The organism is Ruegeria profundi, assembly GCF_001507545.1.
GTDB lineage: Bacteria > Pseudomonadota > Alphaproteobacteria > Rhodobacterales > Rhodobacteraceae > Ruegeria > Ruegeria profundi.
The window spans coordinates 337,629-356,984 of the sequence record NZ_LQBP01000004.1; the positions used below are offsets into that span (position 1 = coordinate 337,629).

At 57.7% G+C, this 19,356-nt stretch carries 17 protein-coding genes; 10 read left to right on the forward strand and 7 right to left on the reverse strand.

Annotated features, from left to right (window positions below; translation table 11 throughout):
• Positions 1-25 precede the first annotated feature (25 nt).
• Together carB and AVO44_RS10010 are read left to right on the forward strand one after the other, a co-directional pair.
• On the forward strand, positions 26-3,370 hold the full coding sequence (gene carB, locus AVO44_RS10005) for a carbamoyl-phosphate synthase large subunit (RefSeq protein WP_068336154.1): 3,345 nt from the start codon (positions 26-28) through the stop codon (positions 3,368-3,370).
• A gap of 196 nt (positions 3,371-3,566) precedes the next feature.
• Entirely contained in the window at positions 3,567-4,691 is a 1,125-nt protein-coding gene (locus AVO44_RS10010) for a beta-ketoacyl-ACP synthase III (protein WP_068336157.1), read from the forward strand.
• A 65-nt stretch (positions 4,692-4,756) separates the two neighbouring features.
• Here the strand turns inward: AVO44_RS10010 and AVO44_RS10015 are convergent, their stop codons facing one another.
• The gene (locus tag AVO44_RS10015) at positions 4,757-5,218 is read right to left on the reverse strand and encodes a hypothetical protein (protein WP_068336404.1); all 462 of its coding nucleotides are present in this window, start codon (positions 5,216-5,218) and stop codon (positions 4,757-4,759) included.
• A gap of 358 nt (positions 5,219-5,576) precedes the next feature.
• Between AVO44_RS10015 and AVO44_RS10020 the strand changes: the two genes are divergently transcribed.
• Positions 5,577-6,155 (forward strand): thymidine kinase, encoded by a 579-nt coding sequence (locus tag AVO44_RS10020; RefSeq protein WP_068336160.1) that lies wholly within the window; start codon positions 5,577-5,579, stop codon positions 6,153-6,155.
• On the opposite strand, the gene AVO44_RS10025 is transcribed toward AVO44_RS10020, so the two are convergent.
• The 5 genes from AVO44_RS10025 to AVO44_RS10045 form a co-directional block, all read right to left on the reverse strand.
• Entirely contained in the window at positions 6,152-7,102 is a 951-nt protein-coding gene (locus AVO44_RS10025) for a 2-hydroxyacid dehydrogenase (RefSeq protein ID WP_068336163.1), read from the reverse strand. The two genes, AVO44_RS10020 and AVO44_RS10025, sit on opposite strands and share 4 nt — an antisense overlap.
• Entirely contained in the window at positions 7,102-7,440 is a 339-nt protein-coding gene (locus AVO44_RS10030) for a tRNA-binding protein (protein WP_068336166.1), read from the reverse strand. Before AVO44_RS10030 ends, AVO44_RS10025 begins: the two co-directional genes overlap by 1 nt.
• A complete protein-coding gene (gene proC, locus AVO44_RS10035; RefSeq protein WP_068336170.1) occupies positions 7,433-8,248 on the reverse strand; it encodes a pyrroline-5-carboxylate reductase in 816 nt (271 codons plus the stop codon). Before proC ends, AVO44_RS10030 begins: the two co-directional genes overlap by 8 nt.
• A gap of 36 nt (positions 8,249-8,284) precedes the next feature.
• Positions 8,285-8,785 (reverse strand): type III secretion system chaperone family protein, encoded by a 501-nt coding sequence (locus AVO44_RS10040; protein ID WP_068336173.1) that lies wholly within the window; start codon positions 8,783-8,785, stop codon positions 8,285-8,287.
• 324 nt (positions 8,786-9,109) lie between these two features.
• On the reverse strand, positions 9,110-9,358 hold the full coding sequence (locus AVO44_RS10045; RefSeq protein WP_050604795.1) for an accessory factor UbiK family protein: 249 nt from the start codon (positions 9,356-9,358) through the stop codon (positions 9,110-9,112).
• A 97-nt stretch (positions 9,359-9,455) separates the two neighbouring features.
• Between AVO44_RS10045 and lgt the strand changes: the two genes are divergently transcribed.
• The 4 genes from lgt to AVO44_RS10065 all read left to right on the forward strand — a co-directional run bounded on the left by lgt (position 9,456) and on the right by AVO44_RS10065 (position 13,670).
• Positions 9,456-10,343 carry a prolipoprotein diacylglyceryl transferase gene (gene lgt / locus AVO44_RS10050; protein ID WP_068336176.1) on the forward strand — a complete coding sequence of 296 codons (888 nt, stop codon included), beginning with the start codon at positions 9,456-9,458 and terminating at the stop codon, positions 10,341-10,343.
• The gene (locus tag AVO44_RS10055) at positions 10,340-11,407 is read left to right on the forward strand and encodes a class I SAM-dependent methyltransferase (RefSeq protein WP_068336178.1); all 1,068 of its coding nucleotides are present in this window, start codon (positions 10,340-10,342) and stop codon (positions 11,405-11,407) included. Before lgt ends, AVO44_RS10055 begins: the two co-directional genes overlap by 4 nt.
• Entirely contained in the window at positions 11,404-12,162 is a 759-nt protein-coding gene (pgeF, locus tag AVO44_RS10060; RefSeq protein ID WP_068336181.1) for a peptidoglycan editing factor PgeF, read from the forward strand. Before AVO44_RS10055 ends, pgeF begins: the two co-directional genes overlap by 4 nt.
• A gap of 725 nt (positions 12,163-12,887) precedes the next feature.
• On the forward strand, positions 12,888-13,670 hold the full coding sequence (locus AVO44_RS10065) for a Hint domain-containing protein (protein WP_068336184.1): 783 nt from the start codon (positions 12,888-12,890) through the stop codon (positions 13,668-13,670).
• Positions 13,671-13,786: 116 nt separating this feature from the next.
• Here the strand turns inward: AVO44_RS10065 and AVO44_RS10070 are convergent, their stop codons facing one another.
• On the reverse strand, positions 13,787-14,287 hold the full coding sequence (locus tag AVO44_RS10070; RefSeq protein ID WP_068336187.1) for an Lrp/AsnC family transcriptional regulator: 501 nt from the start codon (positions 14,285-14,287) through the stop codon (positions 13,787-13,789).
• Between the two features lie 225 nt (positions 14,288-14,512).
• Between AVO44_RS10070 and trxB the strand changes: the two genes are divergently transcribed.
• The 3 genes from trxB (at position 14,513) to AVO44_RS10085 (ending at position 19,186) form a co-directional block, all read left to right on the forward strand.
• Complete coding sequence (gene trxB, locus AVO44_RS10075; protein WP_068336189.1) at positions 14,513-15,454, forward strand: thioredoxin-disulfide reductase; 942 nt, start codon at positions 14,513-14,515, stop codon at positions 15,452-15,454.
• Positions 15,455-15,579: 125 nt separating this feature from the next.
• Positions 15,580-17,265: an adenylate/guanylate cyclase domain-containing protein gene (locus AVO44_RS10080; protein WP_068336192.1), complete on the forward strand. Its 1,686-nt coding sequence runs from the start codon at positions 15,580-15,582 to the stop codon at positions 17,263-17,265.
• A gap of 202 nt (positions 17,266-17,467) precedes the next feature.
• Positions 17,468-19,186, forward strand: a complete 1,719-nt coding sequence (locus tag AVO44_RS10085) for a bifunctional sulfate adenylyltransferase/adenylylsulfate kinase (protein WP_068336406.1) — start codon at positions 17,468-17,470, stop codon at positions 19,184-19,186.
• Positions 19,187-19,356: the final 170 nt, after the last annotated feature.

Sequence of the window (19,356 nt, forward strand, 5' to 3'; positions counted from 1 at the left end):
CGCGGACAATCGAAGGAACAAGGCCATGCCCAGAAGAACCGACATCCAGTCGATCATGATCATCGGAGCGGGGCCCATTGTTATCGGTCAGGCGTGCGAGTTCGACTATTCCGGCGCTCAGGCCTGCAAGGCGCTGCGCGAAGAAGGATACCGGGTCATTCTGGTGAACTCAAACCCGGCCACCATCATGACCGACCCGGGATTGGCAGACGCCACTTACATCGAACCAATCACCCCCGAGATTGTCGCCAAGATCATCGAAAAAGAACGCCCCGACGCGCTGCTGCCCACGATGGGTGGTCAGACCGGCCTGAACACTTCGTTGGCTTTGGAAGAGATGGGCGTGCTGGAAAAATTCGGGGTCGAGATGATCGGCGCCAAACGCGACGCCATCGAAATGGCCGAAGACCGCAAGCTGTTCCGCGAGGCGATGGACCGGCTTGGTCTGGAAAACCCCAAGGCAACCATCGTGACCGCCCCTAAAAAAGCAGATGGCAGCGCTGATCTGGACGCAGGCGTGCAGATCGCCTTGGATGAGCTGGAAGAGATCGGCCTGCCCGCCATCATCCGCCCCGCCTTTACCCTTGGCGGCACTGGCGGTGGCGTGGCCTATAACCGTGAGGATTATATCCATTTCTGCCGTTCGGGCATGGATGCCTCGCCCGTCAACCAGATCCTTGTCGATGAAAGCCTGCTGGGCTGGAAGGAATACGAGATGGAGGTGGTGCGCGACACTGCCGACAACGCCATCATCGTCTGTTCGATCGAAAACGTCGATCCGATGGGTGTGCATACCGGTGACTCGATCACTGTGGCCCCTGCCCTGACGCTGACCGACAAGGAATACCAGATCATGCGCAACGGCTCGATTGCCGTTCTGCGTGAGATTGGGGTCGAAACCGGCGGCTCGAACGTTCAATGGGCGATCAACCCCGATGATGGCCGTATGGTCGTGATCGAAATGAACCCGCGTGTGTCGCGGTCCTCGGCGCTTGCGTCCAAGGCGACCGGTTTCCCCATTGCAAAGATCGCCGCTAAGCTGGCCGTGGGCTACACGCTGGATGAGTTGGACAACGACATCACCAAAGTCACGCCCGCGTCGTTCGAGCCGACCATCGACTATGTCGTCACAAAGATCCCGAAATTTGCGTTCGAGAAATTCCCGGGCTCGGAACCCTACCTGACCACCGCGATGAAGTCGGTGGGTGAGGCGATGTCTATCGGCCGCACCATCCACGAATCGATGCAGAAGGCTCTGGCCTCGATGGAATCGGGTCTGACCGGTTTTGATGAAATCGAAATCCCCGGCCTGAACGTTGGTGTCTGGGAAGAAGCCGACGACAAGGCCGCCGTGATCAAGGCGATCAGCCAGCAAACGCCCGATCGTCTGCGCACCATCGCGCAAGCCATGCGCCATGGCCTGTCAGACGACGAAATCTTTGGTGTCACAAAGTTTGACCCCTGGTTCCTCGCCCGCATCCGCGAGATTATCGAGGCCGAGCGTGAGGTTCGCAAAAACGGCCTGCCAATGACTGAAGACGGTCTTCGTCGGCTCAAGATGCTGGGCTTTACCGATGCACGTCTGGGTAATCTGACTGGCCGTGACGAAGACAACGTGCGCCGCGCCCGTCGGAACCTCGGTGTTTCTGCCGTCTTCAAACGCATCGACACCTGCGCTGCCGAATTCGAAGCGCAAACGCCCTATATGTATTCGACATACGAAGCCCCGATGATGGGTGAAGTCGAGTGTGAGGCACGTCCAAGCGACCGCAAAAAGGTCGTCATCCTCGGCGGTGGGCCCAACCGGATCGGTCAGGGCATCGAGTTCGACTATTGCTGCTGTCACGCCTGTTTCGCACTGACCGACGCCGGGTACGAGACCATCATGGTCAACTGCAACCCCGAGACGGTTTCGACCGACTATGACACTTCGGACCGTCTGTATTTTGAACCGCTGACCTTCGAACACGTCATGGAAATCCTGACGAAAGAGCAGGAAAACGGCACGCTGCATGGTGTGATCGTTCAGTTCGGCGGCCAGACTCCGCTGAAACTGGCCAACGCGCTGGAGGCCGAAGGCATTCCGATCCTCGGCACCACCCCGGATGCCATCGACCTTGCCGAAGACCGCGAACGGTTCCAGGCGCTGGTCAATGAGTTGGGCCTGAAACAGCCCAAGAACGGCATCGCCGCGACGGATGCGCAGGCGCTGGAAATTGCCGAAGAGATCGGCTTTCCGCTCGTGATCCGCCCCTCTTACGTTCTGGGCGGGCGCGCGATGGAAATCGTCCGCGATATGGAGCAGCTAAAGCGCTACATCAACGAAGCCGTGGTGGTTTCTGGTGCCAGTCCGGTTCTGTTGGACAGCTACCTTGCCGGTGCTGTGGAATTGGACGTAGACGCGCTGTGTGACGGAACCGATGTCCATGTTGCGGGCATCATGCAGCATATCGAAGAGGCCGGCGTTCATTCTGGCGACTCGGCCTGCTCGCTGCCGCCTTATTCCCTCTCCAAGGAAATCATTGCAGAGATCAAGGAACAGACATTCAAGCTGGCCAGAGCGCTGAACGTCGTTGGCCTAATGAACGTTCAGTTCGCGATCAAGGATGATGAGATTTATCTGATCGAAGTTAACCCGCGTGCATCGCGCACAGTGCCGTTTGTCGCCAAGGCCACCGACAGCGCGATTGCGTCGATTGCCGCGCGCATCATGGCGGGTGAGAAACTGTCGAACTTCCCACAGCGCCCTCCGTATCAAGAGGGTCAGGATACAAAGATTGCCGACCAGATGACTTTGGCCGACCCGAACATGCCGTGGTTCTCGGTGAAAGAGGCCGTGTTGCCTTTTGCCCGTTTCCCCGGCGTCGACACCATCCTGGGGCCGGAAATGCGATCCACCGGTGAGGTAATGGGCTGGGACCGCGACTTTCCGCGCGCTTTCCTTAAGGCACAGATGGGTGCGGGCATGGTGCTGCCGTCCAAAGGTCGGGCGTTTATCTCGATCAAGGATGCTGACAAGACCCCTGCGATGCTTGAGGCCGCCCAAGTCCTTGCCGAACAAGGGTTTTCGTTGGTGGCCACGCGCGGCACCCAGTCCTGGTTGGCCAAGCACGGAGTTGCCTGTGATGTGGTCAACAAGGTCTATGAGGGCCGCCCGGACGTGGCCGACATGCTGAAAGACGGTCAGGTGCAGCTATTGATGAACACCACCGAGGGCGCGCAGGCGGTTGAAGACAGCAAGTCCATCCGCTCAATTGCCCTCTATGACAAAATCCCCTACTTCACCACCGCAGCCGCAAGCCATGCCGCAGCACTGGCGATCAAAGCGCAGGCCGAGGGGGATGTTGAGGTAAAATCGCTACAGGGCTGAACGGCCGTGTGAGCTGCCAGAGTGTCCAAGGTGTTGATCTAGCCAGATCAGCATCTGGCATTCTCGCTATTACGGCGTCGTTAGCGTGTGAGAGTGGTATTTGATCAAAATCGGCATATTCCCTTAGGTAACCATCCCTTGATCAAATCCCATTGTGACTGCATTTTAGGCGGATTCGAAACCTTCAGGACCCGCCATGTACACGCCCGCAATCACAGGCACAGGTGTTTTCACGCCCGAAAACATCATCACCAATGCTGAACTCGTCGCTGCCTTCAACGCATATGCAGACAAGCAAAACGCTAAGAATGCAGACAAAATCGCAGCTGGTGAGATTGAGCCGCTGCAGCATTCCTCGGAAGAGTTCATCCTCAAGGCATCGGGCATCGAAAACCGGTACGTGATGGACAAATCCGGCGTGCTGGATCCTGACGTAATGCACCCCCTTTTGCGCCAACGCAGCGATGACGAACCGGGCATTATGACCGAGATGGCGGTAGACGCGTGCAAGAAAGCCTTGGCACAGGCTGGACGCAAGGCCGAAGACGTTGATCTGGTGATTTGCGCAGCCTCGAACCACGAACGGGCCTACCCGGCGATTGCGATCGAAATTCAGCAAGCGCTGGGGATCAACGGCTTTGGATTTGACATGAATGTTGCCTGCTCGTCGGCCACGTTCGGCATTCAGGCCGCAGCGGATATGATCCGCTCGGGCTCGGTCAGATCGGCGCTGGTGGTGAACCCCGAAATCTGCTCGGGCCACTTGGAATGGCGGGACCGCGATTGCCACTTTATCTTCGGGGACGTGGCAACGGCCACCCTGATCGAGCGGATCGAAGACGCGCAAGGGCCACATTTCGAAGTCCTCTCGACCCGCTGCGCCACGTCTTTTTCGAATAACATTCGTAATAACAACGGCTTCCTGCGCCGGTCGCGCCCCGCCGGCGTGGTTGATCGGCGCGACATGCAATTCATGCAGAACGGCCGCAAGGTGTTCAAGGAAGTACTGCCGATGGTCAGCAAACACATCTCGGATCACATGGAAGCCGAAGGTGTAACCAGCAGCGACCTGAAACGCCTGTGGCTGCACCAGGCCAACAAGACGATGAACGATTTCATCGGCAAAAAGGTATTGGGGCGTGAACCGGAACCCGAGGAGCAGCCTAACATTCTGCAGGACTACGCCAACACATCCTCAGCCGGATCCATCATCGCGTTTTCCAAATATTCTGATGATTTGGCTGACGGTGATATCGGGTTGATCTGCTCGTTCGGGGCTGGCTATTCGGTCGGGTCAGTGATTGTGAAGCGGCACGGTTAGACGAGCCGCTGACAAGCAGGAATTCTTGCAGTCAGGGATTGAAGCTGGGGGGCGGCAAGCGAGCCTCAGCTTACGCTTTCCTCTTCCAGATGCAGCTTCATTTCGATCAACACCTGTTGCAGCAGACTGGTTTCTTTCAGCAGGCGTTTGGCTTCGTTGACAGTGATGATCCCGTCTTCTATGGCGGCTTGGTATTCGGTCATCAGCATCGCAAAGCGCTGGCTCAGCGCGATGACGTCGGAATTCACCCCTCCGGTTCGCGGCGTGTCCGTGTTTCGACCGTCATAGGACAATGTGATGTTCTTCAAATCGGCCAGCGCCGATGTCACATGCGGGAAATTCGAAACAGCCTCCAGCCTGGCCACGGCGTCGACGGGCATGAACCGGTCAGCGTGTTCGGCATTGTCTGAATAATACCGACCCAAGGTTGCCTTGGATTTGCCGGTAATCTCGCACGCAGACTCTATGCCAACGTCTTTGACCAACGCTTCTGTGTGCTTCTTCAGATAGGCTCCGATATCTGCCATATTTTTACCTTTTCTGCCTGCGTCACCCACAACATCTGCCCGTGCGGGGGAAAGGGACAGGAAAATTCCCATACTCTAGTCATAATTGAAATGCCATAAATTGGCTATCCCTCAGATATGCAGGGGTTTTGTGAGTGAGTGGTGGCCCTTCCGGCCAGTAATGAGTGATTGCGAGGCACTATTTTTTGGCCCCGCTGTGTGAAGGCCCATGTTGGCCGATGACGTCGCTGGTGTGGGCGCAGGGGATCCATCCCCTTTGAGCGTAAGCTCTGCCCCTGCAACGACAGCGGCGACGTCACTTTTATGCATGGCTGTTATAGCCTTGCCGGGACACGTAAGGCCATTTAGACCCGGGCGCATGGCAAAACTGTACTTCAACTATTCCACGATGAACGCGGGTAAATCGACCGTGTTGCTGCAAGCCTCGCACAATTATCGCGAACGGGGCATGGATACTTATCTGATGACCGCGGCGCTGGACGGGCGCGCCGGGATTGGAAAGATTGCGTCACGCATAGGCATTTCCGCCGATGCCGACACGTTTTCTTCAAGCGACGACGTGTTTGCGATGATCCGACAGCGGCTGGACCAAGGTGAAATCGCATGTGTCTTTGTCGACGAAGCGCAGTTTCTTTCAGAAGAGCAGGTTTGGCAGTTGGCGCGCGCCGTGGATGACCTGAGCGTGCCGGTGCTTGCCTATGGTCTTCGGGTGGATTTTCAGGGTCGCCTTTTCCCGGGATCAGCTGCCTTGCTAGCCCTCGCAGACGAGATGAGAGAGGTGCGTACCATCTGCAAATGCGGGCGGAAAGCGACGATGGTGATTCGACAGGATGAGAACGGAAACACCATCATCGAAGGTGCACAGGTACAGATTGGCGGCAATGAAACCTACGTCTCGGTTTGTCGCAGGCACTGGCGCGAGGCAGTTGAACCCTAGACCGGATTCGGCAGCGGTCGCCCTGCGACAAAGGCCGCAACGTTATCCAGCGCCATAAGGCCCATGTTGCTACGCACCTCTTCGGTCGCAGTGCCCAGATGCGGCAGCAGGGTCACATTCTCCATCTCGCACAGAGCCTGCGGGACAGCAGGTTCAAACTCATAGACATCCAGACCAGCACCGGTGATCTTGCCCGATTGCAAGGCGGCGATCAGGGCGGCTTCGTCGACGACCTCTCCGCGCGCGATATTGATCAGGATGCCCGAGGGTTTCATGGCCTCCAGCACCTGTGCGTTGATCAGATGGTGCGTCTCAGCACCGCCGGGGACGGCAAGGATCAGAAAATCAACGTATCCTGCCAGAGTGGTCAGGTCAGCGACATACTCGGCAGGGTAGTCCACCTGTTTCGGGCTGCGCGATTGATAGGCCACCTGCATTCCGAACCCAAAGTGGCACCGACGCGCAATGGCCTGACCAATCCGTCCCATGCCAACAATGCCGATGCGTTTGCCGGTGACGTGATGTCCCAACATCTGCGTTGGATGCCAGCCCTGCCAGTGACCTGCACGGACCAAGCGTTCGCCCTCACCCGCGCGGCGGGCGGTCGATAGCAGCAAGGTCATGGCGATATCAGCCGTCGCGTCCGTCACGGCACCGGGCGTGTTGGTTACGGCGATACCCACGGTTTGCGCGGCGTCGACGTCGATATGGTTGTACCCGACGCCAAAATTCGCCAGCAGCCCACAGCGGGGGTCCGCGACTTCGGCAAAGACCTGAGCCGAGAACTGATCGCCCAAGGTCGGTACGACCACGTCATACTCCCTCAACGCGCGCAGCATCTCATCACGCGTCATCGGCACGGTCTCCTTTCGGATTTCCGCGTTAAACTCAGCCCGGGCGCGGGCCTCGACGGCGGGAGTCATCGGGCGTGAAATCAGCACCTTCATCAATGCATCCGTCCACCGATGGGAACCTCGCCATCCGGGCCGATAAGGACAACCTCACCGTTTTCGTCTGGCAGGCCCAACACCAGAACCTCGGACATGAACCGGCCGATCTGGCGTGGGGGGAAGTTCACGACGGCCATCACTTGTTTTCCGATCAGAGTCTGCGGGTCGTAATGCGCCGTGACCTGAGCCGAGGTCTTCCGCTCGCCGATCTCATCCCCAAAGTCGATCCACATCTTGATCGCCGGTTTGCGGGCCTCGGGGTATGGCTCGGCACGGGTTACTTCGCCTACGCGGATATCGACCTTTAGAAAGTCGTCGAATGTAATCTCACTCACGAGACAGCTCCTTGGATCGATCTGTTGCAGCTTTGACTGCGCGGCGCAGCAGGTCAGGGAAACCGGTTTCTTCGTGCATTAACACCTCAAGTGCGGCCTGCGTGGTGCCGTTGGGGGATGTCACGTTGATGCGCAGTTGCGAGGGGGCTTCCTCGGCAGCCACGGCCAGCGCACCGGCCCCAGCCACGGTGGATTTGGCCAGTTTCATCGCCAATTCGCCCGGCAAGCCCTCGGCCTCGCCCGCCGCCGCCAGCGTTTCGATCAGGTGAAACACATAGGCCGGGCCCGAGCCGCTCAGCCCGGTGACAGCGTCCATCTGTGCCTCATCATCCAGCCGGACGGTCTCACCAATTGCAGACAACAGGTTTTCCGCAAGGGATACGTCTGCATCTGATGCCTGTGCGTTGCCGATCAGAGCCGTGATCCCCTTGCGGATTGCCGCAGGTGTGTTCGGCATGGCGCGCACGATCGGGGTATCTTTGCCCAACACGCTTTCAAATGTGGCAATAGACGTGCCTGCTGCGACCGACACAAACAGGGTGTCGCCACCGCCCAGCGCCTTGATCGCTGGCAGGGCCTCACCCATCATCTGCGGTTTGACCGCAACCAGCACCACGGCGGGGGCCTCGGGCAATGGAGTGTTGATGTTGACGCCCTGCGCCTTCAACCAGTCCGAGGGGTTTGGATCGATGACCCAGACAGCAGATGCGGGCAGACCATGCTCTAACCATCCGGCGAGCATGGCTGATCCCATTTTGCCGCATCCCAGAAGCACAAGCCCCTGCTCGGCGACGCGTGACATGTCCATGATTGCCCCTCTCGTTAGTCGGTTCGGGGCAAAGCTTTACGCGCGGCCGTAGGCCTCTGCAATGGCGACTTGCATCGCATCTTCCGGATCACGGTTACCCCAGGTGACCAGTTGGATCGCCGGGTAGTACCGCTCAGCGCTTAGCACTGCGGCTGTGATCATGGTGTCGATCTGCTCCGGGCTGGCCATCTGGCCGCCGGCCAGAACCAAACCATACCGATAGACCATCAGCTTCTGATTGGCCCAGTACGTGAACGCCCCGGCCCAACACTGATCATTCATCTTGTTCAGAAGTTCATACAGCTCGGTCTCACGCTCGGCAGGTGGCTCCATTTCAAACGAGCACACCATGCGCAGCGTTTCATCATAGTTGGACCAGGCCAGAGTGATTGAGTATGTGCGCCACTGCCCTTCGACAGCCATTGCGATCTGGTCATCCCCGATCCGGTCAAAATCCCAGTCGTGATGCTCGGCCAAGTGCTCGACTATATCAATCGGATGAAGGTCTTCTTCGAGAAACTGCTCGGAAAGGGCCATAATGCCACCTCACTTTTCTCTAGCATTTTGGGGCTGGCAGTGCCCCAGCGCTAGTTGCCTGCTCTACAAGCCGGGCTTCCCCCTTGGGCCTGTACTAAATATGGTGCGATGCGAGACAGGGGTCTGGCAACCCTATTTCTTGGGGATAGCAGCAATAAGTTGTGGATAGTCAGCAACGGCACTCAAAATATTGGCGCAGACCTCAGCTTTGTCTTGATTAAATTCCGCAAGGCGTCAGAATGCACCGCACCGTACAACCCAAGACGGGATTGCGCGGCGCGTTACTTTGCCCTGAAAATCAAGATCGTAAGAAACGGGACGGCTTTACTTGTCCAGCTTCGCCTCAAGCGCGGCGATGCGTGCTTCCAGCGCTGCGTTCTCTTCGCGGGCTTTTTGCGCCATCGCGCGTACGGCGTCGAACTCTTCACGGGTCACGAAGTCACGATCGGCCAGCCAGCGATCAATCATTGACTTCATCGCATTCTCGGCCTCTTCCCGCGCGCCCTGAGCCACCCCCATGGCGTTGGTCATCAACTGGGAAACGTCATCCAGGATTTTGTTGCGGGTCTGCATATCTTTACTCCGGTCTGTCGGTTGGTCTTTATATGGGGGACGATTGGCCCGGACTCAAGGTTGACTTGCCCCTCAAACCCCGGGCAATGAGACGCACATGCAGGCTGTTCTGAATTTCCCCGATCTGTCACCCGAGCTTTTCTCGATCTCACTGTTCGGGATGGAGTTTGCCCTTCGGTGGTACGCGCTGTCCTATATCGCCGGTATCCTGATTGCATGGCGGATGGGGGTTATGGCGTTGCGGCGACCTGCCCTCTGGCCCGAGAAAACGCCACCGATCAAGCCTGAACAGCTTGAGGACCTCATCACATGGATCATTCTCGGCGTGATTGTAGGTGGGCGACTTGGGTTCGTCCTGTTCTATCAGCCCGCATATTACCTCTCGAACCCTCTGGAGATTCTGAAAGTCTGGCAGGGCGGCATGGCATTTCATGGCGGGTTGCTTGGGGTTGTGGTCGCTTCGTATCTCTATGCGCGGCGTCAGCAAAGCCCGGTTCTGTCCTTGGCAGACTTGATTGCCCATACGGTGCCACCCGGATTGCTGCTGGGGCGGCTGGCGAATTTCATCAATGCCGAACTTTGGGGGCGCCCCAGTGAATTGCCTTGGGCCGTGATTTTCCCCGGTGGAGCCGCGCAGGATTGCCCAGGCGTTTTGGCCGGGATGTGCGCCCGGCATCCATCGCAATTGTATGAGGCCGCATTAGAGGGCTTGCTGCTGGGCATCCTGCTTTTGTGGCTGGCATATCGGCGCGGAGCATTCCACAAGCCCGGCCTGATCACCGGTGTTTTCCTAGCCGGGTACGGCGCGTCGCGGTTTTGCGTCGAATTCTTCCGGCAGCCCGACGCGCAGTTTATCTCGCCCGGCAATCCGTTGGGCTTGGCGCTGCATATAGGTGGGTACGGCCTGACAATGGGGCAATTGCTGTCGCTGCCGATGATTGGCCTGGGCTTGTGGCTTGCCCTGCGTGCAAGGCGGATCGCATGACTTTGATGGATCATCTGCTTGAGCGAATCGCGCTGGACGGCCCGATAAGCGTAGCCGACTTCATGACTGAATGCCTGCTGCATCCGACTTTTGGCTATTACACGACTCGCGATCCGCTTGGCACACAGGGCGATTTCATCACTGCCCCGGAAATCAGTCAGATGTTCGGTGAGTTGATCGGCCTGTCACTGGCACAAAGCTGGCTGGATCAGGGTCGCCCAGACCCTTTTGTACTGGCCGAACTTGGCCCGGGTCGTGGCACGTTGATGGCGGATATGCTGCGCGCCACCGCTGGTGTGCCCGGTTTCACGGATGCCGCCCAGATCGTACTGTTTGAAGCCTCGCCCACATTGAGAGACATCCAGGCACAGACGCTGTCAGGCTATCAACCGCGTTGGGTCGACTCGGTGGCAGACCTGCCCGAAGCCCCGTTGTTTCTGGTGGCAAATGAGTTTTTCGACGCCCTGCCCATTCGCCAGTTTCTGCGTGATGGAACGGGTTGGCGCGAACGGCTTATCGGTGCCGACGGCAATACACTGACCTGGGGGTTGGGCCCGCAATCAGATCAGGTTGCGCTGATGGATCGGCTAGACGACACCAAAGATGGTGATCTGGTCGAGCTTTGCGCCGCAGCGATACCCATCATTGCCGTGATCGCCCGGCGGATCGGCACGCATGCCGGGGCTGGGCTGATCGTGGACTATGGTGACTGGCATTCGCTTGGCGATACATTCCAGGCGCTTCACGGGCACACGCACACAGACCCTTTGGACAAGCCCGGCCAAGCTGATCTGACAGCGCATGTGGATTTCGAACCTTTGGCGATTGCGGCCCGCGCTGCAGGATGCGCTCATACGCGGCTCACCCCCCAGGGGATTTTTCTGGAACGGCTTGGTATCGCCACCCGTGCGCAATCCCTTGCAGCGACTCTCGGCGGGTCCAAGCTGGAAGAGCTGGTTGCCGCACATCGCCGGTTGACGCATCCGGACGAAATGGGAAACCTGTTCAAAGTGCTGGGCTTGTACCCCTCGCCCTCCTCGCCGCCACCGGGACTTGAGCCATGACCTTGGAAATTTTGACCTCAGATTTGCTGAACCCCGTACGCCACGGGTTCTTCAGCCGCCGAGGCGGCGCGTCATCGGGCATTTTCGCGGGGCTCAATTGCGGCTATGGCTCGTCCGATCAAACCGAAGCCGTAACGCTGAATCGAAAGCGGGTCGCACAGGCGATGGAGGTTGCGCCAGACGCCCTGGTCGGAGTCCATCAGGTTCATTCACCAACTGTTCTGACGGTCGACGCCCCGATAAATGGGGATAAGCCAAGGGCAGACGCCGTCGTCACCGCGACCCCGGGATTGGCTTTGACGATTCTGACTGCCGATTGTCAGCCAGTCTTGTTTGCAGATACGGAAGCAAACGTGATCGGAGCTGCGCACGCGGGTTGGCGCGGCACTTTGGACGGAGTGTTGGAAGCTACGCTTGACGCAATGGAAGCCCTCGGTGCAACGCGGGAAAACATCACTGCCGTGATCGGCCCCTCGATCTCACAGTCAGCTTACGAGGTTGGCCCCGAATTTCTGGACGAATTCGCCGCTGATTCACCAGACAACCTGCGTTTTTTTGCAAACGGACACGGCGATCGGCTGCAATTTGATCTTCCCGCCTTTGGGCTGCACAGATTGCGTCAGGCGGGCGTGGGTCAGGCTGAATGGACACGCCACTGCACCTACTCCGATGCTGAAAGATTCTATTCGTACCGCCGGTCTACCCACGCGAAAGAAGCGGATTACGGACGCCTGATTTCCGCCATAAAACTTTAAGCAAAACCCGAATTAAGGCAATTTCGCCGCTTTTTCGCCACAATTGTTTGGCTAGCTAAGTCACTACAATTTGATAATTTTTGTCCGCTCTCAGGTGTTTATCTGTCAGTACCCCCGCAGGGCGCGACGTATTTAAAGAAGAGGAATCGCAAAGTCTCGTTTGTCCTGAATTCATCCCGGATCAGCCTTATCGCCGCCGCAATAGCCAAGCAAATTAGGACCCCAGAGGAAAAGGGACGTCGGTCCCAAAACGAGCAGGACAACACAATGAAGAGGAAATCGCGTTTTCTCTGCGCCGTTCTTGCGGCCACCAGAGAGCATGAGCTGGAAATGCCTTGGAAACGGGTTTCCAGTCAATCAATCAGGGTCGCACGCCGCATGGCGGCACGTAGCTGACCATGAAAACCCCGCGAGCCAAGCTGCCGGTTCCGGGACGAGACGCACATCGGAGGGGTGCTCCGATCCGGTGTGTGGCCTGCCGCCGGTATTTTGCGCGGTTCAGGTTCGGAGCCTGTTTGCGTAGGCAATTTCGCCTGCGTTTGTATGAGTTTGCAGGGGGGTCAATGTGATGACCAACAGCGTTGAGGTTTCTGTCGCGGCTCGCGGTCGAGATGCCTGTTGTGCTGCGGTCATCGATTTCTTGCAAGGCAAAAGTAAATCCGATCAGGCGCTGCTGCACGGGGGTTCAGCTTACCTGTTCGTTTCTTAGAGGGGACGGAATTGTAATGACTATCCCAAATTCTTTATCGCGCGCTGCCAGGAATGCCGTTGAAACGTCGGCATTGCTGCGCGATGGGCCAAGGTCGAAAACACAGAAAAAAGCGCAGCTTAGGCGCTATGAAGTCAGCACACTGATGAAAAACGGGGAAGTCGTTCAAACACGTCACATTGCCCCTGCACTGCCAATGTTCGAAGACGCGTTCTGTGCTTTTACGCGCGGAGCCTTGGTTGAAACCGAATCGGGCCCGATGGCCTTCGAAGACCTGTTGCCGGGCGATACTGTCCTGACTCAGACCGGCGCTTCGGAAACAGTCCTTTGGAAGGGGTCGGTTATGTTGATTCCCGGACGTCAGGATTCACACGGCCGCACGCGCCCGTTAACAAGGATCATGGCCGACACATTTGGCATGCAAAAGCCGATGTCTGGTGTCATTGTTGGCCCTTCCGCGCGGTTACTAGGTACGCCGTCACACTTGCGTCACGTGAACGGAGAGGGACCGGTGCTTACACCCGTGCATGAGTTCCAGGACGGTATGAGTGTAATCGAAACACTGCCACCAACTCCGATTGAGCTGTTCCATATCTGTTTGAAAAGGCACGCTGTCATCAATGTGGATGGTTTGCAGTTCGAAACCTACCATCCGGGCGTCAACGCCGTGCGTAGGCTCAGCCATTCTCTCAGGTCGATCTACCTGAATTTGTTTGCGCATATCGACACGCTAAGTGACTTCGGGCCTTTGGTCATGCCGCGGGCTGGTGACGGAGAGGTGGATGCGATAACCGCGTGAATCGCGTTAAAGTCTGCTATACGGGGGCAATATGCAGTTACTCATCAGTTGGGTGGTCTATGTTTCGGTGGCAGCGGTCCTGCCACCCATAAAACCACATCCTAAGCTTGCAGGGATCAGGCCGTCCGACTCATCCGGTCTTCGAGGACGTCGAATGGCACGCCTGGTTCATCTTTTGCGCCGCGAATAACCAACGACGTCTTGACGCTTGCAACATTCGGCGTGGTCAGCAATGCACCGGTCAGGAACTGCTGAAAACTGCTCAGATCAGGGGCCACGCATTTCAGGATGAAATCCACCTCGCCGTTCAGCATGTGACATTCCCTGACCAAAGGCCACTCGCGGCAGCGTTCCTCGAATGCGCTCAACTCGGACTCGGCCTGACTTTCCAGACCGACCATTGCAAAGACCTGAACCTCGAATCCCAGCTCACGCGAATTCACATCAGCGTGGTAGCCACGGATCAGTCCTGATTCCTCAAGAGTTCGTACGCGCCGCAGGCATGGTGGGGCCGAAATTCCCACGCGTTTTGCCAGTTCGACATTGGTCATGCGACCGTCTGCCTGCAGTTCCGCCAGAATCTTGCGGTCAATCTCATCCAGCCGTATCGCGACCATCAAATGCTCCTGATTTTTCGGTTGTTATATCAGCAGCCAGAAGATGCGCAATAATATTTCACGACTGCGCAATATTGTTTATTCTTCCCTCCCCTCTTTGCGCGGTATTCGCAGCATGCATAGCAGGTACAAAGCACGAAGGGGCTTTAAGGGTGGCTGGCGGACCGCTATATCCCACCGTCAGGGGCCAAGCGGCCCAATCAGGCAGATCGAGTTAGGGGTACCATGGCCGAAACACGTCACACCAAGGTTCTGATCATCGGATCAGGACCCGCTGGTTACACTGCGGGCGTCTACGCAAGCCGCGCAATGCTGAATCCGATCCTGGTTCAGGGCATCGAACCCGGCGGTCAGTTGACCACCACGACCGAGGTCGAGAACTGGCCCGGCGATACCGAAGTTCAGGGCCCGGACCTGATGGTTCGCATGCAGGACCACGCCAAGGCGATGGGATGTGAGGTCATTGGCGATATCATCAGCAATCTGGACATCTCGAAACGTCCGTTCACTGCCAAGGGCGACAGCGGCACCACCTATACCGCCGATTCAGTCATTCTGGCCACCGGAGCGCGCGCGAAATGGCTGGGTCTTCCGTCAGAGGACAAGTTCAAGGGTTTTGGCGTTTCAGCCTGCGCCACCTGCGACGGTTTCTTTTACCGTGGGCAGGAGATTGTGGTGATTGGCGGCGGCAACACCGCCGTGGAAGAGGCGCTGTTCCTGACCAATTTCGCCAGCAAAGTCACGTTGATCCATCGCCGCGATGAACTGCGGGCGGAGAAGATTTTGCAGGACCGGCTGCTCAAGCACGAAAAGATCGAACCGCTGTGGTTTCACGAACTGGAGGAGGTCATTGGCACCGATGCCCCCTTGGGTGTCGAGGGCGTGCGCGTCAAGAACGTAAAAACCGGCGAGATCACCGAGATACCCTGCAAGGGCGTCTTTGTCGCCATTGGCCACGCCCCTGCAAACGAGCTGGTCAAAGACACGCTGGAAACGCACATGGGCGGCTATGTGGTCACCAAGCCGGGATCAACCGAAACATCGGTGCCGGGTGTGTTTGCAGCGGGCGACCTGACCGACCACATCTACAGGCAGGCAGTGACAAGCGCCGGTATGGGCTGCATGGCCGCCCTGGACGCCGAGCGTTTTTTGGCGCAACACGATTAAACGACCCCTGGAATTCCCCGAACCGTTCGGGGAATTCTGACATCTCATTGGGCACAACCGCAGCTTGACCCATACGCTCGCGCGTATCAGACTCGGGCCAGGATAAGCGAATGCAGGTGGCCTGAGTGAAAAGCGTATTGTGGCAAGGCGGGTGGACAACCCGGCTGCGGATCGGCAGCGGTTTGGTCCTGTTCGCCTATGCCTTCTTTCACTTCATTAATATCGGGTTGGGCCTGTTCCACACCGATTACCTGCACAGCATGCAGAAAGGTCGCCATGTCGTCACGCGACACGACCTCGGCAGCGTGATCCTGTACGCTGCGCTGTTCATCCATTCCGGGCTTGCGCTCTATTCCATCAGTCAACGCCGGACGATGCGGATGCCCTTCAGCACAGGCTTGCAAATTGTTCTGGGTCTTCTGATCCCACTGCAGCTTATCGCCCATATCGTCCACACGCGCTACGCCCATGAGGTTTTTGCCGTCAACGACGAGATGGGCTATATCATCGCTCTAATGTGGCCCAGCTCTGCGGTGTGGATGCAAAGCGTTCTGCTGCTGGTTGTCTGGGTCCACAGCTGCATCGGTTTACACATGTGGCTGCGGCTAACTAGCTGGTGGTCAAGGACTGTACCCTATCTGATCGGTGCAGCCGTATTTGTGCCTTCGTTTGCACTGGCCGGGTTGCTGACCGAAGGGCGCCGTATCTGGGTCGATTTTGGCGATCCCTTCCTGCGGGATCAATACATCGAGCATTACAATTGGCCCTCGCCCGAGGCTTTTCAGACCATGACCCAAGTGGAAAACAACGCGCTTATGGCATTCCTGATGGCGCTTGGGGCGGCGCTTTTGGTTTTCGTCGTGCGCAAACTATGGCGGCGCAGACATTCCGTGCGGGTAAACTATGTCGAAGGCCCCGAGGTGGTCGCCGAAAAGGGCATGACGCTTCTGGAAATCTCGCAGGCCAACGGCGTTCCGCACACAGCCCTGTGCGGCGGCAAAGGTCGGTGCACGACGTGTCGTGTGATCGTCGAAGATGGCGCCGACAAGCTGCCTGCGCCCAGCGAGGTCGAGGCCCGCAGCCTTGCCGCCGTCGGTGCCCCTGATGGCGCACGGCTGGCTTGCCAGATCCGTCCGACCGAACCGCTGACCGCGTTTCGCATGTTCCGCCCCGATGGCGGACGTAAACGCGCCCATGCCAGCCACGGACAAGAGCGTAAACTGGCCGTGCTGTTCCTTGATATGCGCGGATTTACCTCGCGGACTACTGGTCAATTGCCGTACGACATTGTGTTCCTATTGAACCGGTTCTTCGACGCGATTGTTCCGGCGATTACTGCGCATGGCGGTGCTGTCGATAAATACATGGGTGATGGTCTGCTGGCTGTATTTGAAAAGCCCGACGCTGAACGATCAGCTCAGGCCGGGCTTGCCGCCGCTGCTGATGTCAGTCTTGACCTTGCGCGCTTTAACCAGCAACTCCAAAGCGAGGCCAGCCCCGGCATACGCATTGGGATGGGGCTGCATCTGGGTGATCTGGTGCTGGGTGACATCGGCGCTGTGGGCAGTTCCGCACATACAATCATCGGCGATGCGGTCAACGTGGCCAGCCGGCTTGAGGGCGAAACCAAGGCCTTGAAGGCTGAGCTTTTGGTTTCAACCGAGTTGCTGCAAGCTGCGGGATATGACAGCGACCCGGCTGACCTTCAATCCTTTGACCTTCGCGGCGTTGCAAAGCCGATTCTCGCCCTGCCCGTGGCAAAAGCATCCGATCTTTTTGAGCATAAAGCGGCCTTGGAACAGACGTACTAAATCCACCCGACGACAGCGCATCAATGGGAATAAAGTCGGGAAAAGTCGACTGTTGCGAAAAAATCTTCCAATCCGGTCAAAAACCGCGCATATCGTCCTTTATTTCCTGAATGTATATGGACTCCGACAAGCGCTCGGGGCACATGCCCCAGCAAACACCCCTGAACCACCGGTAAAACCGCACTTCGACAAGAGTATTCCCATGACGATGTTAAGCAATCTTGCTCCGATCCCAGAACTGTATGTGTCATATGACTCGGCGCAAAAGCTGAAAGTGGAAGCCGCCGACCTGACCAGCTGGGACCTGAGCCCCCGTCAGATCTGCGATTTGGAACTGCTGATGAATGGCGGTTTCAATCCGCTCAAAGGCTTCCTGAGCGAGGCCGATTATGACAACGTCGTCGAGAACATGCGTCTTGCTGACGGCACCTTGTGGCCAATGCCAATCACGCTGGACGTCAGCGAAGATTTTGCTGACACAATCGAACTGGGTCAGGACATCGCCCTGCGCGATCAGGAAGGTGTCATCCTTGGCACCATGACAGTCACCGACCGCTGGACCCCGGACAAAGCGCGCGAAGCCGAAAAAGTGTTCGGCGCAGATGATGACGCGCACCCGGCGGTGAACTACCTGCACAATGTGGCCGGAAAGGTTTATCTCGGTGGTCCCGTTACAGGTATCCAGCAGCCGGTTCACTATGACTTCCGCGGTCGCCGTGACACTCCGAACGAACTGCGCGCCTATTTCCGTAAGCTGGGCTGGCGGCGCATCGTGGCCTTCCAGACCCGTAACCCGCTACACCGCGCGCACCAGGAACTGACCTTCCGCGCCGCGAAAGAAGCACAGGCCAACCTGCTGATCCACCCGGTTGTCGGCATGACCAAGCCGGGCGACGTGGATCATTTTACCCGTGTTCGCTGCTACGAGGCGGTGCTGGACAAATACCCGGCCTCGACCACCTCGATGTCGCTGCTGAACCTTGCGATGCGCATGGGTGGCCCGCGCGAGGCGGTCTGGCACGGCCTGATCCGTGCCAACCACGGCTGCACCCACTTCATCGTTGGCCGCGACCACGCCGGCCCGGGCAAAAACAGCAAGGGTGAGGATTTCTACGGGCCGTACGACGCACAGGATCTGTTCCGCAAATTCCAGGACGAGATCGGCGTCGAAATGGTCGATTTCAAGCATATGGTCTACGTACAGGAACGCGCCCAGTATGAGCCAAATGACGAGATTCTGGACAAAGAGAACGTCACGATCCTGAATATCTCGGGCACCGAACTGCGCCGTCGTCTGGCCGAAGGTCTGGAAATCCCCGAATGGTTCAGCTTTCCCGAAGTTGTGGCCGAGTTGCGTAAAACCAAACCGCCGCGCAGCCAGCAGGGCTTTACGGTGTTCTTCACCGGTTTCTCGGGTTCGGGCAAATCCACCATCGCCAACGCGCTTATGGTCAAGCTGATGGAGATGGGTGGCCGTCCGGTGACTCTGTTGGACGGGGACATCGTTCGTAAAAACCTGTCGTCGGAATTGGGCTTTTCGAAAGAGCACCGCGACCTGAACATCCGCCGTATCGGCTACGTGGCCTCTGAGATCACCAAGAATGGCGGGATCGCCATCTGTGCTCCAATCGCGCCTTATGCCACGACCCGACGTGCAGTTCGCGAAGAGATCGAACAGTTCGGTGCCTTCTGCGAGGTGCATGTTGCGACCTCGATCGAAGAATGCGAACGTCGCGACCGAAAAGGTTTGTACAAGCTGGCGCGCGAGGGCAAGATCAAGGAATTTACCGGCATCTCCGACCCTTACGACGTGCCGCAGAACCCTGAACTGAGCGTCGAGACCGAGAATGTCGATGTCGACAATTGCGCCCATCAAGTGCTGCTTAAACTGGAAAGCATGGGCTTGATCGCCGCTTCCTAAAATCTGGCAAATTCGAATAGACGGCTCCCGGTATACGGGGGCCGTTTTTCTTTGGAAGCATTACATAAGCGCCCGTTGGCGTAGGTCCCCACAGCAACACTGGCTTGCCATCAATTGCCCCCTGCCCTTACCATTCGGCGCAGGCGTTGAGTTGCTACCCTCTGGCGCGC